The organism is Halorhabdus sp. SVX81 (genome assembly GCF_029207715.1).
Lineage (GTDB): Archaea > Halobacteriota > Halobacteria > Halobacteriales > Haloarculaceae > Halorhabdus.
In genome coordinates this window covers 1108057-1132413 of record NZ_CP104322.1, presented here as the reverse complement: position 1 = coordinate 1132413, position 24357 = coordinate 1108057, and the positions used below count along the sequence as shown (strand labels likewise).

Here is a 24357-nt window from a genome sequence, read left to right as displayed (position 1 = left end):
ATCGATTGACTGGGCTGGAGTGGGAAAAACGCTGTCGGTGGGCCGCGGCTCAAGACCGAGCCGATCGGCGGAGGACGTCACTCCCAGACGGTGTCACATCCAGCTTCACGGATGGCTCCGTCCGTCGTGATGATGGCTTCAGTGTCACTCGCTCGATGGCTCGCAACTACCAGCCCATCGTGGATACTGACTTCGTCTACTATCCGGGTGTACTCGCTCAACGCTGGTTCGTCAATCGGTGCGATCGAGATCGGGCCGCTCCCCACCAGTGCCTCTCTCGTTTCCTCCGGCGTTCCTGTGAGCCTGACGCCTCGAACGTTCTTATCGTGGGCGACGGCGTAGAGAACTTCTGTAAGGGCTGTACTCGGGGCGTGGATGACTGTCTCACCGGCTTCGGCCTCAGCAAAGAGACGGTCGGCTCGCGCCGGGAGCGCGTCGACGAGATACACCAGCAACGAAACGGCATCAGCGGTGTAGGTCGCCATTTCAGGCATCCTCGTAGTTGCGGTCGCGGCGATTGCGGAGACGCTGCTGTAGCTCCGCGGAGATCTCCGTGCGTTTTTCCTCGGAAGTCTCATCGGGGACGAGCAGCCCGCGGCCGGTTGTTCGCGTTCGCTTTTTGACGACGATGCCGTCGTCGGTGTCCAACCAGACGACCTCGTCGCCCGGTTCGAGATCGTACTTCTCACGGAGTTCCTTCGGGATCGTCGCCTGCCCCTTCTCCGTGACACGCGTGGCCTCGCTCATGAGTGGTAATACGCACCGTAATACCTTAGTTTTGCGGGGCGAGACGACGCAGACACACGGACTACGCGCACACCCACAATCCAGGGGATCATCGGCCCCACGACCGCAATCTACAGGACACGGCCGCCCGTCCCGGAGGATATGGCGAAAACTGTCGACGAACTCCGCAACGAGATCAGGCTGGCAGTCGACCGCTTCGAGCGCCGGGGATCGGTCGGGTTCACCAAGGAGAGTCTCGCCGCGATCAGCGAGGCCGTCGGTGGGGACGTCGCTCCGGGACAGCTCCCCGCCAAAGCCGAGATGCGCAAAGCGATCGCCCACCGGATCGACGGGCTCGACGACGACCGCGATCAGGAACGACCGTTCCGGAAGGCGGAGCTCGAAATCGTCGCCGCCGAATTGGACGAGGAGTAGCCCGAAACCGGCTGCCCGTCACTCGACGACGGTGAACGTCCCCGTCCGTTCGATCGTCTCGTCGACGTAGCCGTCGGTCACTTCGAGCGTGATCGTGTAGGTGCCGGGATCCCATTGCTCAGCGGGAGACAGCCGATCGGCGATATACAGCATCGATGGGTCTGTGTCCGCCGGGAATTCGTTGTTGACCGGGATCTCGTTTTCGGCCCAGACGCTTCCCGCAGGACCAGTAAGGGTCTCAAAGATCGAGACGTTCGTCCGTATCGTGTCCTCGGTCTCCCGGTAGTGCATCCCGTGGATCTCGTAGTAGTACCAGACGGTCTCGGTCGGTCCGTACTCGGCGTCGGGCTGTGGCGTGTACTCGTCGTACCCTGTGGCCTCCCCATCAGTGAAAACAAGCTCCGGCACCTCGAACGCGGTGGCCTGTTTCAGCGCGGGTTCGACGTCGAAGGTCGCCGTCTCGGAAGCCTCGTTGCCGGCGATCGTGTCCCGAACGTTGATCTCGACGCGGTGGGAACCCGGCTCGAACGCCATCGACGGCGAGAAGTTGAGTACCAGAAACACCTCGGAGAAGTCCGCCGATTCGACGACGGTTCGTTCGACCGTCCGAGTGATCGTGTCCAGTGCGTCCCCGTCCGGCGTGTAGATCGTCCAGTTCAGTTCGTAGGCGAACCGACGTTCACCCTCGCCAGCGGGTTCCGTTCCCACAGTGGACGGTTCGAAGTACACCCAGACGACGTCGTCCGGTGTGTAGGTCTGGCCGGGCTGTTCGGTGTACTGCCGGTAGCCTGTGGGCTGCTCCGTACAGAACCGGACGTGTTCGATTGCGAGTGACGAGGGCATTGTCGGCGTCGGTTCCGGGGTCGGCGTCGGAGTCCCTCCCGGTTCCGTCGTCGTATCCGTCGACGAAGCGGTATCATCGCCACAACCCGCAAGTCCAGCCACTGCAGCCGCACTGAACCCCAGGACGGTTCGGCGCGTATACGATGCCATACTTACCTGTAAGTGTTTCCGGTACATACTAACTATGGCAATAGAACATTATGTTTGGGGACAAGCTTCACCCGGACGGACAAGCGGAACGTGACATCTCGCTACTCCCGATTGGCCTGACGCTGTAAGTCGGCCAACGCGTTCAGCGCCTGAATGGGCGTCATCTCAGCGACGGAAAGCGATCGGAGTTCGGCGACGACATCGTCTCGATCGGGTTCCCCGAGCGTTTCACTTTCACGTTCCGTCGCGGTTCGATCGGGCTCTTGACCCGGTTCCCGGCCGTCGGCGTCACTGTCACCGAGCAGTTCTCGCGAGCGGTCGACGACCGGGTCCGGCACGCCGGCCACCCCGGCCACCTCGACACCGTAGGAGGCTGCTGCCGGCCCGAGAGCGACATCGTAGGGAAAGGAGACCTCTTCGCCCGCCTGTTCGGTCCGGAAGTGGAAATTCCGTGCGCTATCCAGTGCTGCTGCCACGTCAGTCAACTCGTGGTGGTGAGTCGCGAACAGCGTCGTCGCGCCGACCTCGTCGTGGATGAACTCCGTCACTGCCTGGGCGATCGCCAGGCCGTCGGTCGTACTGGTGCCACGGCCCACTTCGTCCAGCAGCACCAGTGATTCGTCGGTCGCTTGCGCCAGAATCGTCGCGAGTTCGCTCATCTCGACCATGAACGTCGAGCGCCCGCCGGCGATGTCGTCACTCGCGCCGACGCGGGTGAACACGCGGTCGACGATCCGCAGGTCGGCCGATTCGGCGGGCACGAAACTCCCAGCCTGGGCGAGGATCGCGATCAGCGCGACCTGGCGCATGTAGGTCGACTTCCCGCTCATGTTCGGCCCGGTGATCACCGCGAGAAAGGCGTCGTCGTCGAGATGGGTGTCGTTCGGAACGAACCCGTCCTCGGTGCGCTCGACGACCGGGTGGCGACCTCCCTCGATGTCGATTCCGTCCCCACCGACCGAGGGGCGGCAGTAATCCCGCTCGGCCGCGACGGTGGCAAAGCCAACAAGCACGTCGAGATTTGCCACAGCGTCGGCGACTGCCTGGACGCGCTCGGACTCGGCGGCGACATCGTCTCGCACTTCCACGAACAACTCGTACTCCAGATCGTCGGCCTGCCCTTCCGCCCGAAGGATCTCGTCTTCCCGCTCCTTGAGTTCGGGCGTGTAGTAGCGCTCGGCGTTCTTCAGCGTCTGTCGGCGCTGGTAATCCTCGGGGACCCGATCGAGGTTCGCGTCGGTCACTTCGATGTAGTAGCCGTGGACGGCGTTGTGGCCGACCTTCAACGGGTCGATGCCGGTCCGCTCGCGTTCGCTTTCCTCCAAGTCGGTGATCCACTCCTTGCCCTCCCGTTCGGTCGCGCGCAACTCGTCGAGTCGGTCGTCGTAGCCCTCACTGATGATCCCACCCTCGGTGATTTCGGTCGGTGGGTCCGCCGCGATCGCGTCGTCGATCAACCCGCGGACGTCGTCCATCTCGTCGAGACGGTCTCGAAGGTCGGTCAACAGCGGGGCATCGATGCCGTCCAACGCCGCTTTGATCTCCGGGATCACGTCGAGTGTGTCTTTCAACGAGCGGAGGTCACGGGCGTCGGCTCGCGAGCGGGAAACGCGTGAGATGAGTCGTTCGAGGTCGTAGACGTCGGATAGTAGCTCGTGGAGCCGTTCGCGGGTTTGGAGCTCCGAGACGAGCGCGCCCACGGCCGCTTGTCTCGCCTCGATCCGGTCGCGGTCGATGAGCGGACGGCGAAGCCATTCGGTCAGCCGACGACGGCCGAGGGCAGACGCCGTCTCGTCGATCACGTCCACGAGCGTCAGGTCCGCGCCGCCGGTGACACTCCGGCGTTCGAAGATCTCTAGGCTTTCGAGCGCGACCGCGTCGAGTACCATGTACGCCCGCGGATCGTATCGCGTGAGGTGATTGAGATAGTCGAGCCGACCGTCCTCCCCGCCGCGGGCGTACTCGGCGTAGGCCAACAACGCGCCACAGGCCCGGACCTCGGCACCGGTCGCGAGGAGTCGATCAGGCGTCCCGAAGTACTCGCTGACGCGCTCGGCTGCCCGGTCAGTGGCGAAGTACGTCCCCTCCACGGGGCTGACGGTACACGCCCCATCGAAGAGGTTCGGGACGTCGGGGCCGAGGATTCCCTCAGCGGGCGAGAATCGACCGAGTTCGTCCCTGACCGTCTCCCGGTCGTCGGTGCTGGTCGCGTAGAAGTCCCCCGTCGAAACGTCGAGGACAGCCAGGCCAAATCGACCATCGTCAGCGGCCAGCGCGGCGACGTAGTTGTTCTCGGCACCACCGAGCAGTTCGTCCTCGGTGAGCGTCCCTGGCGTGATAATCCGCGTGACCGCACGCTCGACGACGCCGCTGACCTCGTCAGGGTCTTCGACCTGATCGGCGATCGCGACGCGATAGCCCGCGTCCAGAAGTTTCTCGACGTAGGATTCGGCGTTTTCGACCGGTACACCGGTCATCGCGTACGTCCCGGTCGAGTCTTCACGTTCGGTCAGCGTCACCTCACAGATCCGGGCCAGTACCTCGGCGGCCTCGCAGAATGCCTTGTAGAAGTCACCCGACTGAAACAGCACCAGGGCATCGTCGTAGCGCTCGGTCAACTCGACGTACTGGCGCAACATCGGCGTGAGATCCTCGCGCCGGTCGGTCATCTTCGCCGGCGGTCCCAGGGCCGCGTCCATGCCAGAGTGGGTGTGGGCCGGCGGACAAATACCCGTTGGTCGTCGGCTGACGGGGATCCGCTGGCGGTCCGCGGTCTTGTTCTAACCAGACAATATCGAGTGGTCTTTGAACCTCCAGGCCTGAAAGAAGACAATGACAGCCGCCAGTCAGTATGACGCCACAGATCCGCCCGAGCGGCCGGTCGCACTCGACGACGGTGCTGATCTCGACGCCCTCATCGAAACGTACGATACCGTTCTCGTCGAATTCTACACCGACGGTTGTGGGGTCTGTGCGTCGATGGAGCCGATCCTGGGGATCGTCGCCCAAGACAGCGACGCCGTGGTCGGGACGATCAACCCGCGAGACGATCCGCCGCTCGTCGAGCGTTTCGACGTGCGCAGCGTCCCACTGTTGGTCGTGTTCCGGAACGGCGAACCAGTCGAGCGCGTCGCCGACGGCTTCCAGCCAGCCGAGGATGTCATGCAGTTGCTCGAAAGCGCGAGATAAGCATCGGTGCAGCGAATCAGAGCGGTGTTTCAGCGGGCACTAATCGGATACAATGTCGAGCCGTACAGCTATAAGAGATCCCTGGCGTGCCAGGCTTAACAGATATGCTCGACTGGAAAGAAATTCAAATATTCTATGCGAAAACAGGAGCTCGTTCACCTGCATGGCCTCCTCGCGGAGGTACGCCGGTACTGTGAGCAGGACGGCCACCGTCAGATCGATCTCTCGAAATACGAGTCGCTGGGCACGGACGAGGCCTCAATCCACCAGGGTAGAGACCAACATCGGTCGGCGGTATTTGCACTGGCCGAAGCACTCACTGAGGAATTCGAAGACACACAGACAGTCGTGATGGCGACTGAGTGATCCCGGTCACTTCAGCCGGCGCAACACAAGGATCGAGGCACCGGAGACGAGTGTAATCGCAACGACGTGGCCGACGACCGCAGCCACAAGGATCGGATGGCCCACAACGAACGGGACCAGCGAGAGTTGGATCCAGGCGAAGCCGATCGTAATCGCGTCGATCCGTCGGAGTTCGTCGACCGTTTCCCGGTCAAGCGCTTCGGACAACCACAGACTCCGCCAGAGCCCGATCAGGCTCGCCCACCAGCCGGTGCCGATGCGATAGCACACGTCCCAGAGAACCACGAGCGTGAAAAACACCGCTGGTGCCGGAAGCGGCTCACCGAGCAAGCCGGTGAGTACCGTCTCCCCGCCCGATCCGGGATCGAGCACGAACAGATACGTGACGAGGGCGAAAAAGGCGACCAACCCGAGGACGATCTCGATCCCGGTACCGAACAGTGTGTGCGTGTATTGTTCGGGAACGTCGAGCCGACGCGTCCGCCGCCCGATAGTCAGCATGAAGACACTCCCGGCCGAGGCGACGACCACAGCCACTGTCCCGGCCGGCAGACTGCCCCAGCGCCCGTACCCAGCCGCCAGCGCCACCACGCCGGCCTCGAAAATCACGAGCTGGAGCACCAGCGCAGCACCCCTGGAGAGTGAAACACCGGGGATCGATCCGACGATGCTCTCGTACACCCACCGCTGGTTGCTCCGGGGATCACTCACGTCCCGGCCGTCCGGTTGCCGGGGCGTCATTCGCCGGACTCACTGGCGAACGCCCGCCGGACGGCGTCCTCGAAGGAGGTTTTGTCGAGAGTGATAATCTCTTCGATGCTGGCATCGGTGACGACGACGGGGTTTTTCAGTCCCAGGATCAGTGGCCGGGAGATCGCTTTCGGGACGTCAGTGACGAACTCCACCCAATAGGAGGAAAGTCGCGGCGTCAAAACGGGTACCGGGACGATGTACCGGCGCTTGCCGAGGATATCCGCGGTCTTTTCGAGCATGTCCCGGTAGGTCAATATCTCGGGGCCACCGATCTCGTAGGTGTTGCCCGCCGTTTCGGGCCGTTCGAGCACGCCAACCAGGTACGCGACCACGTCGTCGATTGCGATGGGTTGGCACTCGGTGTGGAGCCACCGGGGTGCGATCATCACCGGCAATCGGTCGACGAGTTGGCGCACCATCCGGAAACTCGCACTGCCGTCACCGACGATGATCGCCGCTCGCAGCGTCGTGAGGTCGAAGTCACCGCTGTCGAGGACAGCCTCGACTTCCTGGCGTGACTTGAGATGTTCCGAGAGTTCGTCGCCGGCCTCGCCGAGTCCGCCGAGATAGATAGTACGAGCGATGTCGGCTCCGTCGGCGGCCTCGACGAAGTTTTCCGCGGCCCGCCGATCACGGTCCGCAAAGGAAGTGCCGGTCTCCAGTGAGTGAACGAGGTAGTAGGCAGCGTCGATCCCATCGGGCAGCGACAGCGACTCGGGTTCGAGCAGATCACCCTCGATGACATCGACGCCGTCGGGGGGAGCGTACGTACTCGCGTCTCGCGTCATCGCGACGACATCGTGGCCCGCCTCACGGAGCGCAGGGACGAGTGAGCTACCGACGAATCCAGTCGCTCCGGTGACCAGTACGCGCATAGATGAGTTCGGGGCCGACAGTGGATAAGTTGTCGGGCGACGCGACCGGTAGTGTTCAGATAAGGATTTGAGCTGAGTGAGACTCCTCTAAAAGCCCTCGCCAGTTCCGGTCCCGCGACTCGTTGTGCGCTTCGAGCCTTTCAGGCTCTGCAGTGCTTACTTCGTCGGGGTTCCCGGAACTGTCTCGCCCTTTCAGTCCACCAGGATTCGGCTAATTGGCGGGCAGAAACTGACTCCTTGCTGAGTGCTTATCTGAACACCGCCACGCGACCAGTTCACTTGCGGGGGCGCTGGGACTGGTGGCTGATCCGCTCGGCGACGATCGACGGCACGGTCGTCTGACAACGGGTACACTTCCAGGCCGGTGCCATTGTGCCCTCATTCCGTGTGAGGTCTTTTTCGTTGTCCAGTGTCGCCCCGCAGCCGTCACAGATATGGGTAGTTCGTGTCACGCAGCCCTCAACAGCGACTGCGGGCGGCAGCTACTTGATGGCTTCTCCGGTCGGGACACTGGACGGGAACGGTACAGCGGTGGGGAAACCCCTCCGGCCCGGTCGATCAACCTCCGAATCTTTATCCCCGCCTGTCAACAAACCCGGACCAGATCATCATGGCGAACCAAGCAGTCAAGGGAAAAGTTGCGATCATCGGGGCCGGCGACGTCGGTGCGACGACCGCCTATGCACTCATGATGAGTGGCTCGGTCTCCGAGATCGCACTCGTCGATATCGACCACGAAAAGGCCGAAGGCGAAGCCATGGACTTGCGTCACGGCGCTGCCTTCGTCAAGCCGGTCAACATCTACGCCGGTGATTACGAGGATGCACACGATGCAGACGTCGTCATCATCGCGGCCGGCGCGAGTCAGAAGCCGGGCGAGACCCGGCTCGAACTGCTCGAACGGAACGTCGACATCTTCCACGACATGGTGCCCCGCATCACCGACGGGCTCGCCGATGACGCCGTCGTTCTCGTGGTCGCCAACCCCGTCGACGTGCTTTCGTATGTCACCTGGAAGATTTCTGATCTCCCCCGACACCGAGTCATCGGAACCGGGACGGTACTGGACACCTCCCGGTTCCGGAACGTCCTCAGCAAGAACTGCAACGTCGACGCCCGGAACATCCACGCCTACGTTATCGGCGAACACGGCGATAGCGAGGTGCTCGTCTGGAGTGCGACCCACATGGCCGGCGTTAAATTCGACGACTACTGTCCCGTCTGTGAGCAGGACTGTGACCTCAACAACCGGGACCTGATCGCCGAGGAAGTGCAGGGTGCGGCCTACGAGATCATCGAACGCAAAGGGGCAACGTACTACGCGATCGGACTGGCGACGACCGAGATCGTCGAGAGTATCATCCGTGACGAGAACTCGATCCTGACAGTGTCGACACTGATGGACGGCCAGTACGGCCTCGAAGACGTCTACCTGAGTCTCCCCGCCGTCGTCAATCGCGGCGGTATCCGACGGGTCGTCGACCTCGACCTCAACGACCACGAGCGCGAACAGTTCATCGAGTCCGGCGAACTACTCAGCGAAGAGATCGCCAAACTCGACATCTGATTGTCGATCCGCCTCCGCTCGTTTGTCGCCGCCAGTCAACGGAGATCGAGCACATTGTGGGTCCGATGCACCGTCACAGCAGCGCGCACCCTGTCCTTTTCAGGGCTGTCCCCTATCCCCCTGTATGTACACACCGATGCTGTCCCCAATGAGTCTCGGGGGGCTGGTGGCAATGGTCGACGTATCCCGGGGGATGATCACTGGCGTCGGAGCGCTTGCCGTCGTGATCCTCGTGGTGTTCTCGGCGTTTTTCGCGTCCTCGGAGATCGCCATCTTCTCGCTGGCCGACCACCGGATCGCGACGCTGGTCGAGGACGAGGTTCGCGGCGCGAAGACGCTATCCGTTTTGAAATCCGATCCGCGTCGGTTGCTGGTGACGATTCTCGTCGGGAACAACATCGCCAACATCGGGATGTCCGCCATCACGACTGGATTGCTGGGACTGTACGTCGATCCCGGTCAGTCGGTGTTGATCGCCACGTTCGGCGTGACGTCGATCGTGTTGCTGTTTGGCGAGAGCGCGCCCAAATCCTACGCCGTCGACCACAGCGAATCGTGGGCTCTGCGGATCGCCCGTCCACTGCGCCGCTTACAGCAACTGATGTACCCGCTCGTGGCGGTCTTCGACGTGCTCACGGACGGCGTCAACCGACTCATGGGGAGCAAAGAGGACTTCGAGCGGGCGTACGTCACGCGATCGGAAGTCCGGGAAGTGGTTACGGCCGGGCAACGGGCGGGCGTGTTCACCGAAGCCGAACACCGGATGCTCCAGCGGCTGCTTCGCTTTCACAATCGGATCGTGAAGGAAACGATGGTTCCACGGCTGGATGTCGTCGCTATCGACGCCGAGACGGACGTCGAAACGGCGATCGAGACGTGTCTGGAGAGCGAGTTCAACGAGCTTCCGGTGTACGAGGGAGTCCTCGATACGGTCGTCGGGACCGTTCACGTTCGGGATCTGGTTGACGCGCGATTCAATCGCGAGGATTCGGCAGTTCGCTCCGTTGCCAGCGAGCCGCTCGTCGTCCCGGAAACCAAAGACGTCGACGAACTGTTGACGGAGTTGCGCGAGCGACGGGGCCGGATGGCGATCGTCGTCGACGAGTACGGAACGACGTCGGGGATCGTGACCATCGAGGACATCATCGAGGAGATCATCGGGGAAGTACTGGCGGAGAGCGAAACGGCCCCGGTCCGCTGGCTCGACGACGAGACAGCGATCGTCCGAGGCGAACTCAACATCCACGAAGCGAACGAAGCACTCGGCACTGATCTCCCCGAAACCGGGACGTTCGAATCAGTCGCGGGGCTGATCATGAGTCAGACCGGGCGTCTCGTCGACGAGGGTGATCAGGTGACCTACGGCGGGGTCGACCTGACCGCCGAAACGGTGGCGAACAACCGCCTCCTGGAAGTCCGGGTCGATCTGTCGAACCACGGGAGAAACGAGATCGAACCTGGAGACACCTGAGAGTCACGAATCGCCAGCGGACAGATGTTTGTGGCAGTGTGACACGGTCGTTTTTCAGACCACCACGTCTATCTTGCGACCACAGTCACACGTGCCGTCGAGATCTCCCTCGACACTCGCCCGGAACCCGTTGCGCCTGATCCACGTTGTCCCGCAATCGGGACAGCGCGTGTCGTTGTCGGCGTGGCCGGGAACGTTGCCGACGTAGACGAATTCCAGGCCCACCTCGCGGGCGATCTCCGCCGCGCGTTCGAGCGTCTCGACCGGCGTCGCGGGCCGATCGCGCATCTCGTGATCGGGATGGAAGCGGGTGAAGTGGATCGGAACCGACTGATCGAGTTCGTCCCGCACCCACTCGGCGAACTCGCGGATCTCCCTAGGCTCGTCGTTGAGGTCCGGAATGGTGAGATAGGTGATCTCGACGTGGATACCGGCGTCGTGTGCCAGCTCCGCCCCCCTGAGAGTGGGCTCCAGCTTCGCGCCCATGTGCTTGACGTGCGGGCGATCCCGGAACCCCTTGACGTCGACGTTGGCTGCATCGAGATACGGACCCACTTCGTCAATGAACTCCTCGGTGAAGTAGCCGTTTGTGACGATCACCGTGTAGCGACCGTCCGCTTTCGCCAGTTCGGCCCCGTCCCGAACGTACTCGGCGTAGATCGTCGGCTCGTTGTACGTCCAGGCGACGCCCGCACAGTCCTGTGTTCGTGCACTCTCGACCGCCTCCTCAGGGGAGACCTCCCGCAGTTCGAGATCCTCAGGGCCGGCAAAGGAAATGTGGTTGTTCTGACAGAACTCACAGGCGAAGTTACAGGAGACGCCGCCGAAACTCAGCACGCGACTCGTCGGGTGGAAGTGATAGAGCGGTTTCTTCTCGATCGGATCGGCCGTCCCCGGCGGACCGGTCGGTCGGTCGAACACCTGCCCGTAGGTCAGCAGGCGCAACTCGCCGTCGACGTTCTTTCGCACGTCACAGATACCGGCCTGGCCGGGCGAGAGCGTACACCGGTGGGCACAGGCCGTACACTGCAGGCCGTCGTCGGTTTCGACGACCAGCTCGGCAGGGACGCCCGCCGCGTCGTCGAACGTGGACATGTCCGATCATAGGGTCCTGATGATCAAAAGCCTGCCCCGCAGAAAGTAGTCCCGGGTCGACAGGTGAACCCCGCCGATCGGGACAGTCGGCGTCAACTCCGCGAGCCATGACGAGGAGTCTAAGTACCACCGAAAAGTACCACCGGGTGTATGAGCGAACCCGAACTCGGTAAAGCCGATCGCGAATTCTTCGACGAGTACATCTACCCACGGCTCGGGGCCGACCGCGACGACGTCCGCCTCCAGCCACAGCACGGCGTCGACTTCGGCGTCGCCGACGTGGGCGGCCAGGCACTGGCGATGGCGACCGACCCCGTGTTCATCGTGCCGGCGGCGGGCTTCGAGCGGGCGGCGTGGTTCGCCTTCCACATCCTCATCAGTGACGTAGCGGTCTCGGGGCTCGATCCGGCGTATCTCAGCGTCGACTTCAATCTCCCGCCGGAGATCACCGACGAGCAGTTCGAGACCGTCTGGGAGACCTTCGACCGGGAGGCCAAAGACCTCGGCGTCTCGATCGTCACCGGCCACACCGGTCGCTACGCGGGGTGTAACTACCCGATGGTCGGGGGCGGCACCTCACTGGCAACCGGTGACTTCGAGGAGCTGGTCACGCCCGACGGCGGTCGGCCGGGCGACCGCGTGATCGTCACGAAAGGGCCGGCGATCGAGGCGACGGGGCTACTTTCCGTTCACTTCGATTCCCTGATGGATGGTGACGTTCCGGACGGGGAGATCCAGGCCGCGAAGGACCGCTTTTTCGACATGAGTCCGATCAAGGAGGCGATGGTGGCTTCCTCGGCCGGCCCGGTCACGGCGATGCACGACGCCACTGAGGGCGGCGTCTACGGCGGCCTCTTCGAGATGGCCCGGTCGGCGGGCGTCGGCTTCGAAATCGAGAAGGATCGCATCCCGATTCAACCCGGCGTCGAGGCCGCCTGTGACTTTTTCGACATCGACCCGTGGATCTCGATCAGCGAGGGGACGCTACTGGCGACGGTCGATCCCGATGGGGCAAGCGATGTCCTCTCCGCGCTGGAACGCGAGGGAATCCCGGCAGCGGACGCCGGCCGGGTCGTCGAGGGATCGGGACTCACCGTCGACGGAGAACGTGTCGATCATCCCGGCAAAGATCCCTACTGGGCAGCCTTCGAGGAGTACATGGGGAAACTCCAGGCGGCCGAGGAGTAAGCCGCGTCGCCGCCTCAGGGCGCACCCGTCAGCACGAACGTACTCTCTGTTTCGCCGTTCCGGATCTCGCGGGTTGCCTCGGACGGAACGCGGACTGCGTCGCCGGACTCCATCTCGACTTCTTCGCCCTCGATCGTGACCGTGGCTTCTCCGTCCACGAGTAGGTACACCTCTTCGTGCTCCTCCGCGGCGTGATCGTGTGCTTTCCCCGACCAGCCGGGCTCACAATCGAGCACCGTCACTCCGACTGTCTCACACGCTAAGGCGTCCCGCAGGAAGTGCATCGACTCCGCAACCGGCTCGACGTCCTCGTAGTTGACTTTGGTGTATGTCATCCCGCCACAATGTTGGATCGCCGGCCGGAAAAAGCTGTTTCGAACCGGGCGGTCGCCGACCCGGGAGCATCACGGATTTGTACAACCGCCGAATAGGCATGGCTATGACGCGCAACGAGGCACCACACGACCCGCCGACCGTGTTGACGATCGCCGGCAGCGACTCCGGCGGCGGCGCAGGGATTCAGGCGGATCTCAAGGCCATCGAGGCAGCGGGTGGATTCGGAACGAGCGCGATCACGAGCGTCACGGCCCAGAATACGACTGGCGTCCGGGGGAGTCACCTCCTGCCGATCGACCACATCGCGGCCCAGATCGACGCCGTGATCGACGATTTCGACGTCCAGGCGACAAAGACCGGTATGCTGGCGACCGCCGAGGTCATCGAGACGGTCGTCGAATACGCCGACGCGTTGCCCGAACTCGTCGTCGACCCGGTGATGGTGGCGGCGTCGGGTGATCGGCTGCTCGAACCCGAGGCCGAGGACGCCTACGAGCGACTTATCGCCGAGGCCACGTTGGTAACGCCCAACGCCGACGAGGCGGCCGTCCTGACCGGGATCGAGCCGGTCGACGAGTCGACGGCGATCGAGGCCGGCGAGGCAATCGTCGGGATGGGTGCCGACGCCGCCCTGGTCAAGGGAGGCCACATCGCCGGTGAGGACATCGTCGACGTGCTGGTCACCCCTGAATCAGTCCGGACGTTTCGGCACGAACGGATCGACACCGACGCGACCCACGGCTCGGGGTGTACACTCTCGGCGGCGATCGCCACTCACCGTGGGCAGGGAGAATCGCTGGCCGACAGCGTGGGCGCGGGGATCGACCTGCTCACGCGAGCCGTCCGGTACAACCTCGACGTGGGCGAAGGACCGGGTGCCGTCCACCACCTCGTCGAGACGCGCGAGCGCGCTGAGCGTACTGCGACTGCCGAGGCGGTCGAAGCACTCGTCGCAGACTTCGTGGGCGAGGGCGACGAGGCCATCCAGGGTGACATCTCCGCATTGATTCCCAAAGTCGGGACGAACGTGGCCGGCGCGACGCCGTTCGCCGAGCGGCCCGGGGAGGTGGCAGCCGTCGACGGCCGAATTACCCGGACGCTGGCGGGTCCCCGTCCGAACCGCGGCGTCCGCTTCGGCGCGTCGAGTCACGTCGCCCGATACCTGCTGGACGCCCGCGAGGGCGATGCGGACTGCCGCTTCGCGGTCAATTGGCGATACGACGAGAGGGTGGCCGAGGCGCTCGATACCCTGGACGGCGAGGTCGTCGAACTCGATGGCCGACCAACGCTCGAATCCGGGTTCGGGACCGAATTCGCTACCGTGGACGATCCAGTCGCCGTCGTCGATCCGGGTGGCGAAGGACGCGTTCCGACCACGATCCTGCTTGCACACGATCCCGACACACTCCGGGAGCGAACCGAACAACTGCTCGAAGTGATGGCCTGACCTGTTAGTACCGCTGAATGACCGCGAGAGCGGTCACGACGACCACGAGTAGTCCGCCCAGTGCGGTAAATCCCGGCCCGGTCGCCGTCGTCGTCTCGGTACCATCCGCCGTTCCGAATCGGTTCGCTTGGGTCTCCGATCCTGTCGGAGTCGTTACAGTCACCGTCGTCGACTGGTCACCCGCTGCGAGCGCGAACGTCCCCGATCGTGGTAGCGTAACCGTGGCCGCAACGGACAGCGTTTCGTTGACGTCCAGGGAAACCGATTCGACCGCGAATACGGTTCCGTTTCGCGTAAAGTTAATTTTTCCCGCAGCTGGAATCGGTGAATCGTTCACGATGGCGGCTGAAATCGTCACGTTCCCCGGTTCCGGGAGCGTCGATCGATCGACTGCGACTGACCGGACGGTGGGTGTCGCCCGCTCGCTCACCTGGACTCGCCTCTCCTGATGGCCGGTCGTGAGCCGATAGGAGCCAGGTCGCTCGAACGTCGCTGAAAGGGTGAGTGTGGTCGATTCGCCGGCAGCGAGGGTTCCCGTCGACTGGGTCGCAACCGCACCGTCGATCGAAAGGGTCGCCCTGTAGGTCCCGGCCACCCCGCCGTCGTTCGTGACGGTGACCGGGATCGTCACCGTCTCACCGACGACAAGGGGCGGAATCTCGGCTCCTGTGACGGTCCGATACTCACCGTCGACGGTGATATCCGCAGTCTCGTCGACGGCGTAGGTGAACCGTGCCGGATCGACGACGACCGTCGTGGTTCGGCCGTTCACGCCCAGTTCGTACCGGCCGGCGTCCGACAGTATGACCGTCGCCTCGACGGGTTTCGACGCGCCGGGAGCCAGCGAGACGGTTCGCTCCGCGACGGTTGTCCCGTTTCGGGTGAACGTCACCGTTGTCCTCGCTGGCTCGTCCCGGCCGTTGACGAGCGTTGCCGAAAGCGTCACGTTCCCCGGCGCTTCCAGGGTCTCCCGATCGACCGCAACCGATTCAACCGAAGCACTCGCCGGCTCGGTGACCCGAATCGTCGTCTTGCTGGACTCGATAGCAACCGAGTACGTGCCAGGGTCCTCAAACGTGTGTGCCAACTCGATAGTGGCCGATTCGTTCGCCGCGAGTGTTCCCGAGACCCGCGAGACGACAGTCCCCTCGACCGTCAGCCCGATGTCGTAGGTCCCAGTCGACCCGCCGACGTTCGAGACCGTGAGTGGAACGACCACCGTTTCGTTGACGGCCAATCGGTCGATGTCGTCGGTCGAGACGTTCCGGTACGGCCCCTCGATGCGATAGGGCGCTGCATCCGACGCGAGTTCGTGCGTGAACTCGGCCGGCGCCGACCCGAACGCATCCTCGTGCTGGCGACGGGTCCACGTCGCGGGCGTCGCGTCGCTCGTGACGTATCGGTCCGCTGTCGCCGCGACTGTCTTGTTGGCGGCCGTTTCGACCGCCTCGATAAACCGGTCGTGGTCGATAGCAATGTCGTCGTTGAGGTCGCCGAACACAGTCTCGAAGCGCTTCGATCGGTCCGTGGCGAGTCGGATCTGTCTATCGAGTTCGCCGGCTACCAGCGCGCCCTTGTCGTATTCGGCCAGGCTGGTCCAGGTCGCCTGCTCAGCGAGAACCACCTCGTCGTATCGGTCGCGGCTTCCACGGGCCAGGACTTCCTCGAAACTGTCGAAATCAGTGAGGTCGTCTTCGAGTGCGAGTTCGGCGGCGTGGTACGTCGCCGTCGCCTCGATCAACCACTCGGTCGCGTTCGTCGTATTGAGTTGTTGTCTCGAATGGACGTACTCGTGGAGCCAGGTGTTGTCGGCGGTCGCTATCGGCTCGTCGGCCCGCACCCACATGTCACTCTCCCAGGTCTGTAATCCCAGGACGGCCCAGTCGACCGAGGTTGGAGCCGCCACGGTGAAGACCTGCTCGTCCCGATCGCCGACTCGGAGTTCGTCGGAGGCGTTTGTAAACGCAGCAAGGATCGCCTCAGGTTCAGCCCTCATCGAGGCGGCCTCGGGGACAATAAGGGTGAAGGATTGACCGTGGGCTGTGCGGCGGTAGGTCTCGTGTGGACCGAGAAACGCGACGTAGTCGCCGGCGGCACCCTCGCCAGCAACGGTTCGTTTTCGATCGACGCCGACCTGGACGTCGTCGTCGACCGATCGGAAGGTCCCGCTGACGAAACCGATGGAAGGTGGCTTTACCAGCGCCCACGAACCCGTATCGGCGTACAGATATCGACCGCTGCCACGCTCCGGACCGCCTCCCCGAGCCGTCTCGTTGGCGTCAAGATCGTAGGTAATCGTCGCTTCGTCACGCTCGCCGGTCCATTCGTACCGACGGCCCACAGTGGATTCGAACCCGTCGGTGTCCGTGACCGTGCCTTGCCAGGGGACTGCGACCTCAAACTCGGTTGCGGCCTCCGGAAACGTGACCGTCGCCGTCACTTCGATGTGGCCCGGGGTATCGGGTTGCAGTCGGTACTCTTGGGTGATGGTGACGTTGTTCCACTCGGTCGTCGCCAGCGCGGGATCGTCATCGGTGGCCGCTCCGGCCACGCCGACGCCCGCGGCCGTACCAATCACGAGTGCGATAAGAACAGCCACAGCACCGACGTGCCGCCTGTGCATGATAACACATTGCAGGCCCGAGTATTTGAGTGCGACGGCCCGCCGATCGAACGCATCCCGTAGCGTTTTAACCCACTTCGCACCCAGGAAGGGACATGACCGAAGCGACGGGGATCGTCGGCGAGTTCTTCTCGCTGAGAGACGGGGCTGACGCGGATCTACTGGCGATGCAAGTGGGGGATTTCTACGAGTTCTTCGGCGACGATGCCGAGACGGTCGCCGACGAACTCGACCTTCAGGTCTCCCAGAAATCGAGTCATGGCTCGTCGTATCCGATGGCTGGCGTTCCGGTCGGCGAACTCACGCCGTACCTGACGGCGCTCGTCGAGCGTGGCTACGATGTTGCCGTCGCCGACCAACACGAGACCGAAGACGGCCACGCTCGGGAGGTGAGCCGGGTCGTCACGCCGGGGACGCTGCTGTCGACGACTGACCCACAGGCCCGGTATCTCGCGGCAATCGTCGAGGGCGAGACGTGGGGGCTTGCGTTCGCCGACGTGACGACCGGCGAATTCTTCGTGACGGAGGTGGGCGATCGGGACGCGGTCTTCAGCGAACTCTACCGCTTTGACCCGGCCGAGGTGCTGCCTGGCCCCACCGTACGCGCTGATGACGAGACGATCGAGCGGCTCCGCGAACGGACTGACGCCGCGGTCTCGCTGCACGCGACCGAATCGTTCGCGCCCGGCCGTGCCCGCCACCGACTCCGTGAACAGTTCGGTGGCGAGACGATCAAAAGCGTGGGGATCGCCGAGGCCGAATCGGCCATCGCGGCCGCCGGGGCCGTCCTCAGCTACGTCGAGGAGACCGGCCAGGGCGTGCTTGCGTCGATGACACGCCTCCAGCGCTACGGCGCGAGCGATCACGTCGAACTCGACGCCACGACCCAACGCAACCTCGAACTCACCGAGACGATGCGGGGGGAAGAGAGCGGATCGCTCCTCGAGACGATCGATCACACCGTCACAAGCGCGGGCACCCGGACGTTGCGCGCATGGCTCCAGCGTCCCCGCCGATCGCGGGAGACACTGACCCGTCGGCAGGACAGCGTCGAGGCGCTCGCGAGTGAGGCAATGGCGCGTGAACGACTCCGTGACGTCCTCGGGGACGCGTACGACCTCGAACGACTCGCGAGCAAGGCCGCCTCCGGCAGCGCCGACGCCCGCGACCTCCGGGCGGCCGTCGACACCCTGGAGCTGTTCGGGACTGTCCGTGGGATCATCACCGAGACGCCGGCGCTGGCCGAATCGCCGCTTTCGACGTGGCTCGACGAACCCGATCCCGACGCCGTCGCGGAACTCGCCGCCGAACTCGACGCGGCGATCGTGGAGGATCCGCCGGGGACGATCACGGAAGGTGGCATCATCAAACCGGGCTACGACGACGAACTCGACGAGGTTATCGAGGAACACGAGGCAGCCTTAGAGTGGATCGAAACGTTGCCCGAGCGCGAGCAGCGCGAACACGGTATCACGCACCTCTCGGTCGACCGGAACAAGACGGACGGCTACTACATCCAGGTCGGCAACAGCGAGACCGGGAAAGTCCCGGAGCACTACGAGAACGTCAAGACGCTGAAAAACTCCGAGCGATACACCATCCCGGAGTTGACCGAGCGCGAACGGCAGATCTTCCGACTTGAGGAGCGTCGCCACAACCTCGAACACGAGCGCTTCACGGCGCTTCGTGAGCACGTCGCCGAGCATGCCGACCTCCTCCAGCGCGTCGGCCAGGCCCTCGCGGCAGTCGACGTGTTGGCGGCACTGGCGACCCACGCCGTCCGAAACGACTGGACCCGACCGAGGTTGCGCGACTCGCGGGCGCTATCCGTCGAAGCAGGTCGCCACCCGGTCGTCGAGCAGACTACCGAGTTCGTCCCCAACGACCTCCGAATGGACGACGACCGGCGGTTCCTGATCGTGACCGGCCCCAACATGAGCGGGAAATCCACCTACATGCGCCAGGCGGCGCTGATCGTCCTGCTGGCTCAGATCGGGTCGTTCGTGCCCGCTCGGTCAGCAGCGGTCGGCCTCGTCGACGGGATTTACACTCGTGTCGGTGCGCTCGACGAGCTCGCCCAGGGCCGCTCGACGTTCATGGTCGAGATGCAGGAACTCTCGAACATCCTCCACTCGGCCACCGAGGATTCGCTGGTCATCCTAGACGAGGTCGGCCGCGGGACGGCAACCTACGACGGCATCTCGATCGCATGGGCGGCGACCGAATACCTCTCTTCGGCCCAGTCGGCATCGCCGTCGCCGAAGACGCTCTTTGCGACCCACTACCACGAACTCACGGCGCTGGCCGACCACATTTCGGGGGTCGAAAACGTCCACGTCGCCGTCGACGGCGAACCGGATGCGGCCGAAAGCGGGAGTGGTGCTGGCCCAGCCAGCGGGACCGACAACGAGGTGGCGTTCCTGCGGACAGTACGGGACGGGCCGGCGGATCGCTCCTACGGCGTCCACGTCGCCGAGTTGGCCGGCGTCCCTGATCCGGTCGTCTCCCGGGCCCGGGAGGTCCTCCGAAAACTCCGGGCTGACGAGGCGATCGACGTCCAGAACGGCCGCTCGACCGACGAGACCCGGCAGGTCGTCTTCGATCTCGATTCCGGGCAGATGCGGGAGTCGAATACCGACCAGCGGCGGGCGGGCAACCCGGAAGGGAACGGGACAACCAGCGAACCCGCGGATTCGGACGGCGAGGTGATCGTCGACCGCTTCGGCGAGGACGCTCCGGACGTCCTCGAAACACTCGCCGATCTCGATGTCGAGGAGACGTCGCCGGTCGACCTCCTCGCCGAGGTTCAGGAGTGGCAGCGACGACTGGAGTGATCGCCCAGGCGACGCTCACGACCCAGGGAGGATGTCACCCAGCGCGCCACCGACTGACATCGGCAGGATAGCGGCGGCGAGTTCGCCGACGGCGACAAGCGGGTGGGCCCACGTGAGACGCCCCCACATCGCCATCAGGACGAATGCGGTCACCGACGCGATGACCAGTACGCCGGCGAAGCGCTGCGGGATGAACCCGAGGTACGGATCGACGACGCGGACGTCCTGGATTTCGGCAACGTAGAGGATACCGAAGACGAGCGCGAACGTGAACCCGGCGGTCCCGACCAGGAAGGGCGGGTGTGTCGCGAGATACTCGCCGACCTCGCTCGTCCCACCCTCGACGAACATCGGGATCCCGAACAGAACGCTTCCCAGCAGCGCCTCGGAGGCGTCCGCACGGTCGAATCCGGAGATGACGCGGCCGAACGACCCCTGTTGGCTCACCGAGAGCGCGGTCTCCCTGACAGTCTCGACCTTTGCACGCTCCGCGGGGGAATCGACGGTCGCTTCCAGTTCGTCGAGTTCCTCGACCAGGTCCGCGACGTTTGGCTCTTTGGATGGCTCCTCAGAGTCGAAGCCGTCGAAGATGCTCATGGACCGACGTTCCGTCGCCCGGTACATGAACGTGACCCGCCGATCGGCGATCGCTCAGTCCCGATGAACGGACCCGCCGATCGACAGCCGATCAGTCCCGTTGGACTGACGCACCCATCGACTCGAAGACGTCGAAGAAGTTCGGGAACGAGACGTCGACGTGCTCGCCGCCTTTGACGGTCGTTTCGCCGTCGGCGACCAGGCCGGCGACGGCCAGTGACATCACGATCCGGTGGTCCGCGCGGCCATCGACGACCGCTCCCGAGAGGTCGGTGTCGTCACCGTGGATCGTCAGGGTTTCGGGCTCCTCGGTGACGCTTGCACCCATCGCCGTGAGTTCCTCGGCCATCGCCGCGACGCGGTCGGTCTCCTTGTAGCGGACGTGTTCGCAGTCGACGATCCGGGTGTCGCCGTCGGCGACCGCGCCCAGGACCGAGATCGTGGGGAGGAGGTCGGGCGTGTCGGCGACGCTGACCTCGACGCCCGACAGCGAGGACTGGCTGACGGTGATCTCGCCGGCGTCGCGATCCCAGTCGATGTCCGCGCCCATCCGTTCGAGGACGTCGACGATCGCCGAATCGCCCTGTGCACTCGGGTGGGCGCTGGTGACGGTAAGGCCATCAGGCGCAGCGAGCGCGCCAGCAGCCAACAAATAGGACATCGACGAGAAGTCCCCCGGGACGGCGTACTCGCCGCCAGCGGGATCGTAGGTCTGTCCGCCGGCAACGTCGAATCCCGCAGCCGTCGACTCGACATCGACGCCGAAGGCGTCGAGCACTTCGATCGTGATATCGACGTACGGCGCGGACTTGAGTTCGGTTTCGAGGTCGATCTCGATTCCCTCGTCGGTGACCGCGCCGGCCATCAACAGGGCCGTGATGTACTGCGAGGAGACGTCGCCGGGAATCGAGACCGTCCCACCGTCGACCGGGCCTTTCACCACGAGCGGAGCCTGGCCGTTCGCCCGCGAACTCTCGGCGCGACCGCCGAGTTGCCCGATCGCGTCGAGCAGGGGTCCCTGCGGGCGCGACCGAAGCGAGTCGTCGCCGGTGAGAACGGTGATCCCGTCCGCGAGAGCAGCGGTCGCCGTCACCAGTCGCATCGTCGTGCCGCTGTTCGCACAGTCGACAACGGTCCCCGGGACAGCCGGCCGCCCGTCGAATCCGGTGACTTCGAGCGCATCGACGCCGCGTTCGACGCTGCCGCCGTAGGCTTCGACGGCACCCATCGTCGCCTCGGTGTCGGCGCTGACCAGGGGATCCCGGACGGTCGCGCCGTCGGCGTATCCGGCGGCGAGGATCGCACGGTGCGTGTAACTCTTCGACGGCGGGGCCTGAACCCGGCCCGCGAGGGTCGACGGTGTGACGTGGATGTCCATGTGCCAATGGTTGTGAGGGGGCGATATGAGGATACCGGTGTCATCGTCCCGGATCGCACGCTCCCCCGAACTATTGGGTGGCAATACCACACATTTTTCTCCTCGACACGCGAGAGGTTCACGTATGGGGGAGCCAATCCGGGTGCTCCACGTTGAGGACGAACCCGACTTCCTCGACCTCGTCGCGACGATGCTCGAAGCGGAGGACGATCAGTTCGTCGTCAAACGGGCGACCACCGCCAGCGAGGGGCTCGGACGGCTCGACGAGACGATCGATTGCGTCGTCAGCGACTACGAGATGCCCGGGCTGGACGGGCTCGAACTGCTGGCTGCCGTCCGTGAGGAGTACCCGGAGCTGCCCTTCATCCTTTACACTGCGCGGGGATCCGAGTCGATCGCGAGCGATGCGATCTCCGCGGGCGTCACCGACTACCTCGAAAAGGCCGGCGGGACCGAACAGTACGCCGTTCTCGCGAACCGGATCGAGAACGCCGTCGAGCAGTATCGGGCCCGGCAACGCGCCGACCGGCTCGACCGGATCAGAAGCACCGTCCGGGACGTCAATCAGGAACTCGTCCGGTCGCGCGACCGGGCCGACCTCGAACGTCGGGTCTGTGAGATCGTCACGGACGGCCCGCCCTACGCGTTCGCTTGGATCGGCGAGGCCGATCCGGACGCGGGGACCGTCGTCCCGCAGGCGAGTGCGGGGGCCGATGACGACTATCCGGCGGCGATCACGATCACGCTCGACGAGAGTCAGACGGACCAGCCCCCGACGGCCAGGGCACTCAGGACGAACGATCTCGTCGTGACCCAATCGATCGCCGACGAGGAGCCCGTCGACCCCTGGCGCGAACAGGCGCTCGAACGGGGCTTTGCCGCCAGTGCGGCCGTCCCGCTCTCCTTCGAAGACCGACAGTACGGCGTGTTGACCGTCTACAGTGGCGAGCGGGAACCGTTCGACGGGGCCGAGCGGGACTTGCTCCGCGAACTCGCCGGCGACCTCGGCCACGCATTCCGTCGCTTCGAACAGGAGCGCCGGTATCGACAACTCTTCGAGCGGTCGCTCAACGCGATCGCCGTCCACGAGATCGTGACCGACGAGGAAGGCGAACCGATCGATTACGTGTTTCTGGAGGCCAACGGGGCCTTCGAGGACGCGACCGGGTTGGATCGCGAGGCGATCGTCGGCGAGCGGGCGACCGACATCTTGCCGGACCTGGATCCGACGTTCATCGAGACCTACGGGACGGTCGCCCTGTCGGGCGAACCGGTCGAGTTCGAACATTACGCGGAGTCACTCGGTCGCCGGTATTCGATCACCGCGTTCCCGCTGGGCGACGGGCAGTTCGTGACGACGTTCTTCGACGTGACCGACCGGCACGAGCGCGAACGGGAACTCGAGGCGATGAACGACCGCCTCGAGACGGTCCGCGATCAACTCGAACTCGCCCTGGAGACGACCAGCGCCTGCACCTTCGACTGGCGTCCGGGGGAAAGCGAGATCCAGTGGTACCCGACCTTCGAGGACGTCTTCGGCATCGATGCGACGGACGTCGAACCGATTTTCGACGCCTACTTCGAGCTCATCCCGCCGGACCATCGCGAACGGGTCAGATCCGCCATCGAGGCGGCGATCGATGGCGGGACCGACTACGATCTCACATATCCGGTTCAACCACACGACGAGCAACTCTGGGTTCGCGAACAAGCCGAGGTCATGGACGACGAGGATGGCCCCCGCGTCGTCGGGACGGTGACCGACGTGACCGAACTCAAGGCCTACGAGCGCCGGCTCGAACGCCAGAACGAGCGCTTAGACGAGTTCGCGGAGGTCATCTCCCACGACCTGCGGAACCCGTTGAACGTCGCCTTCGGCCGGGCGGAATTACTCGCGGAGAACTGCGAAAGCGACCACACGCGACCGTTGCTTGACGCGCTCGACCGGATGGACGACATCGTCGGCAACACGCTGACGCTGGCCCGCCAGGGCGACACTGTCGGCGAGACCGACCCCGTCCCGGTCAAGTCGGTCGTCGCGGAGTGTGCGGAGATGATCGACAGCGAGGCCGAGACGGTCGAGGTTCCCGAGGAATTCGGGATCCGGGGTGATCCCGACCGGATCAGACACGTCTTCGAGAATCTGCTCTCGAACGCCGTCGATCACGCGACGACGCCGACGGACGAACAAGCGACTGAGCGGGCAGGCGTCACGGTCCGCATCGACCGCATCGACGATCGTGGCTTCTACGTCGCCGACGACGGGCCGGGAATCCCGGCCGAGGAACGGGACGACATCTTCGAGTCGGGCTACACGACCACCGTCGACGGGACGGGACTCGGCCTCACGATCGTCGAGCGGATCGCCGAGGCCCACGACTGGGACGTCTCGGTGACCGAGAGCCGGGAGGGCGGCGCGCGTTTCGAGTTCACCGGCGTCGACATCGTGTAGTCAGCTGCTGGAGCTTCCGTAAGCGTCGGGTC

At 64.3% G+C, this 24357-nt stretch carries 20 protein-coding genes; 9 read left to right on the top strand and 11 right to left on the bottom strand.

All coding sequences use genetic code 11. From position 1 onward, the window contains the following. Positions 1-77 precede the first annotated feature (77 nt). Both SVXhr_RS05640 and SVXhr_RS05635 read right to left on the bottom strand, forming a co-directional pair. A complete protein-coding gene (locus SVXhr_RS05640) occupies positions 78-485 on the bottom strand; it encodes a PIN domain-containing protein (RefSeq protein WP_275740240.1) in 408 nt (135 codons plus the stop codon). Position 486: 1 nt separating this feature from the next. Continuing rightward, positions 487-747: an AbrB/MazE/SpoVT family DNA-binding domain-containing protein gene (locus tag SVXhr_RS05635; RefSeq protein WP_275740238.1), complete on the bottom strand. Its 261-nt coding sequence runs from the start codon at positions 745-747 to the stop codon at positions 487-489. Between the two features lie 141 nt (positions 748-888). Here SVXhr_RS05635 and SVXhr_RS05630 point away from each other — a divergent pair, with 141 nt between their 5' ends. Beyond that, positions 889-1161, top strand: coding sequence for a hypothetical protein (locus SVXhr_RS05630; protein ID WP_275740236.1), 273 nt, complete (start codon positions 889-891; stop codon positions 1159-1161). 18 nt (positions 1162-1179) lie between these two features. On the opposite strand, the gene SVXhr_RS05625 is transcribed toward SVXhr_RS05630, so the two are convergent. Both SVXhr_RS05625 and mutS (SVXhr_RS05620) read right to left on the bottom strand, forming a co-directional pair. Further along, positions 1180-2004 carry a hypothetical protein gene (locus SVXhr_RS05625; protein ID WP_275740234.1) on the bottom strand — a complete coding sequence of 275 codons (825 nt, stop codon included), beginning with the start codon at positions 2002-2004 and terminating at the stop codon, positions 1180-1182. A 251-nt stretch (positions 2005-2255) separates the two neighbouring features. After that, the gene (gene mutS, locus SVXhr_RS05620; protein WP_275740232.1) at positions 2256-4853 is read right to left on the bottom strand and encodes a DNA mismatch repair protein MutS; all 2598 of its coding nucleotides are present in this window, start codon (positions 4851-4853) and stop codon (positions 2256-2258) included. 133 nt (positions 4854-4986) lie between these two features. Between mutS (SVXhr_RS05620) and SVXhr_RS05615 the strand changes: the two genes are divergently transcribed. Both SVXhr_RS05615 and SVXhr_RS05610 read left to right on the top strand, forming a co-directional pair. Then, the gene (locus SVXhr_RS05615) at positions 4987-5343 is read left to right on the top strand and encodes a thioredoxin family protein (protein ID WP_275740230.1); all 357 of its coding nucleotides are present in this window, start codon (positions 4987-4989) and stop codon (positions 5341-5343) included. Positions 5344-5478: 135 nt separating this feature from the next. Next, positions 5479-5709, top strand: coding sequence for a UPF0058 family protein (locus SVXhr_RS05610; protein WP_275740228.1), 231 nt, complete (start codon positions 5479-5481; stop codon positions 5707-5709). Positions 5710-5715: 6 nt separating this feature from the next. On the opposite strand, the gene SVXhr_RS05605 is transcribed toward SVXhr_RS05610, so the two are convergent. Then, entirely contained in the window at positions 5716-6450 is a 735-nt protein-coding gene (locus SVXhr_RS05605; RefSeq protein ID WP_275740227.1) for a hypothetical protein, read from the bottom strand. Beyond that, the gene (locus SVXhr_RS05600) at positions 6447-7337 is read right to left on the bottom strand and encodes an NAD(P)H-binding protein (protein ID WP_275740226.1); all 891 of its coding nucleotides are present in this window, start codon (positions 7335-7337) and stop codon (positions 6447-6449) included. The genes SVXhr_RS05605 and SVXhr_RS05600 overlap by 4 nt, the downstream gene beginning before the upstream one ends. Positions 7338-7947: 610 nt before the next feature. Between SVXhr_RS05600 and SVXhr_RS05595 the strand changes: the two genes are divergently transcribed. Next, positions 7948-8904 carry an L-lactate dehydrogenase gene (locus SVXhr_RS05595; RefSeq protein ID WP_275740224.1) on the top strand — a complete coding sequence of 319 codons (957 nt, stop codon included), beginning with the start codon at positions 7948-7950 and terminating at the stop codon, positions 8902-8904. A 148-nt stretch (positions 8905-9052) separates the two neighbouring features. Next, positions 9053-10375, top strand: coding sequence for a hemolysin family protein (locus tag SVXhr_RS05590; RefSeq protein ID WP_275740222.1), 1323 nt, complete (start codon positions 9053-9055; stop codon positions 10373-10375). Between the two features lie 54 nt (positions 10376-10429). On the opposite strand, the gene amrS is transcribed toward SVXhr_RS05590, so the two are convergent. Continuing rightward, on the bottom strand, positions 10430-11470 hold the full coding sequence (amrS, locus tag SVXhr_RS05585; protein ID WP_275740220.1) for an AmmeMemoRadiSam system radical SAM enzyme: 1041 nt from the start codon (positions 11468-11470) through the stop codon (positions 10430-10432). 150 nt (positions 11471-11620) lie between these two features. On the opposite strand from amrS, the gene SVXhr_RS05580 reads away from it, so the two are divergent. After that, positions 11621-12658 (top strand): AIR synthase family protein, encoded by a 1038-nt coding sequence (locus SVXhr_RS05580; protein ID WP_275740218.1) that lies wholly within the window; start codon positions 11621-11623, stop codon positions 12656-12658. A gap of 14 nt (positions 12659-12672) precedes the next feature. On the opposite strand, the gene SVXhr_RS05575 is transcribed toward SVXhr_RS05580, so the two are convergent. After that, complete coding sequence (locus SVXhr_RS05575) at positions 12673-12993, bottom strand: cupin domain-containing protein (protein ID WP_275740216.1); 321 nt, start codon at positions 12991-12993, stop codon at positions 12673-12675. 104 nt (positions 12994-13097) lie between these two features. Between SVXhr_RS05575 and thiD the strand changes: the two genes are divergently transcribed. Continuing rightward, complete coding sequence (thiD, locus tag SVXhr_RS05570) at positions 13098-14441, top strand: bifunctional hydroxymethylpyrimidine kinase/phosphomethylpyrimidine kinase (protein ID WP_275740214.1); 1344 nt, start codon at positions 13098-13100, stop codon at positions 14439-14441. 4 nt (positions 14442-14445) lie between these two features. Here the strand turns inward: thiD and SVXhr_RS05565 are convergent, their stop codons facing one another. Beyond that, a complete protein-coding gene (locus SVXhr_RS05565) occupies positions 14446-17040 on the bottom strand; it encodes a CARDB domain-containing protein (RefSeq protein WP_275740212.1) in 2595 nt (864 codons plus the stop codon). Positions 17041-17159: 119 nt separating this feature from the next. Here SVXhr_RS05565 and mutS (SVXhr_RS05560) point away from each other — a divergent pair, with 119 nt between their 5' ends. Beyond that, positions 17160-19898, top strand: coding sequence for a DNA mismatch repair protein MutS (gene mutS, locus SVXhr_RS05560; RefSeq protein ID WP_275740210.1), 2739 nt, complete (start codon positions 17160-17162; stop codon positions 19896-19898). A gap of 15 nt (positions 19899-19913) precedes the next feature. Here the strand turns inward: mutS (SVXhr_RS05560) and SVXhr_RS05555 are convergent, their stop codons facing one another. After that, positions 19914-20495 (bottom strand): DUF2391 domain-containing protein, encoded by a 582-nt coding sequence (locus SVXhr_RS05555; protein ID WP_275740208.1) that lies wholly within the window; start codon positions 20493-20495, stop codon positions 19914-19916. Between the two features lie 91 nt (positions 20496-20586). Further along, on the bottom strand, positions 20587-21873 hold the full coding sequence (gene aroA / locus SVXhr_RS05550; protein ID WP_275740206.1) for a 3-phosphoshikimate 1-carboxyvinyltransferase: 1287 nt from the start codon (positions 21871-21873) through the stop codon (positions 20587-20589). 124 nt (positions 21874-21997) lie between these two features. Between aroA and SVXhr_RS05545 the strand changes: the two genes are divergently transcribed. Then, entirely contained in the window at positions 21998-24325 is a 2328-nt protein-coding gene (locus SVXhr_RS05545; protein ID WP_275740204.1) for an ATP-binding protein, read from the top strand. Positions 24326-24357 lie beyond the last annotated feature (32 nt).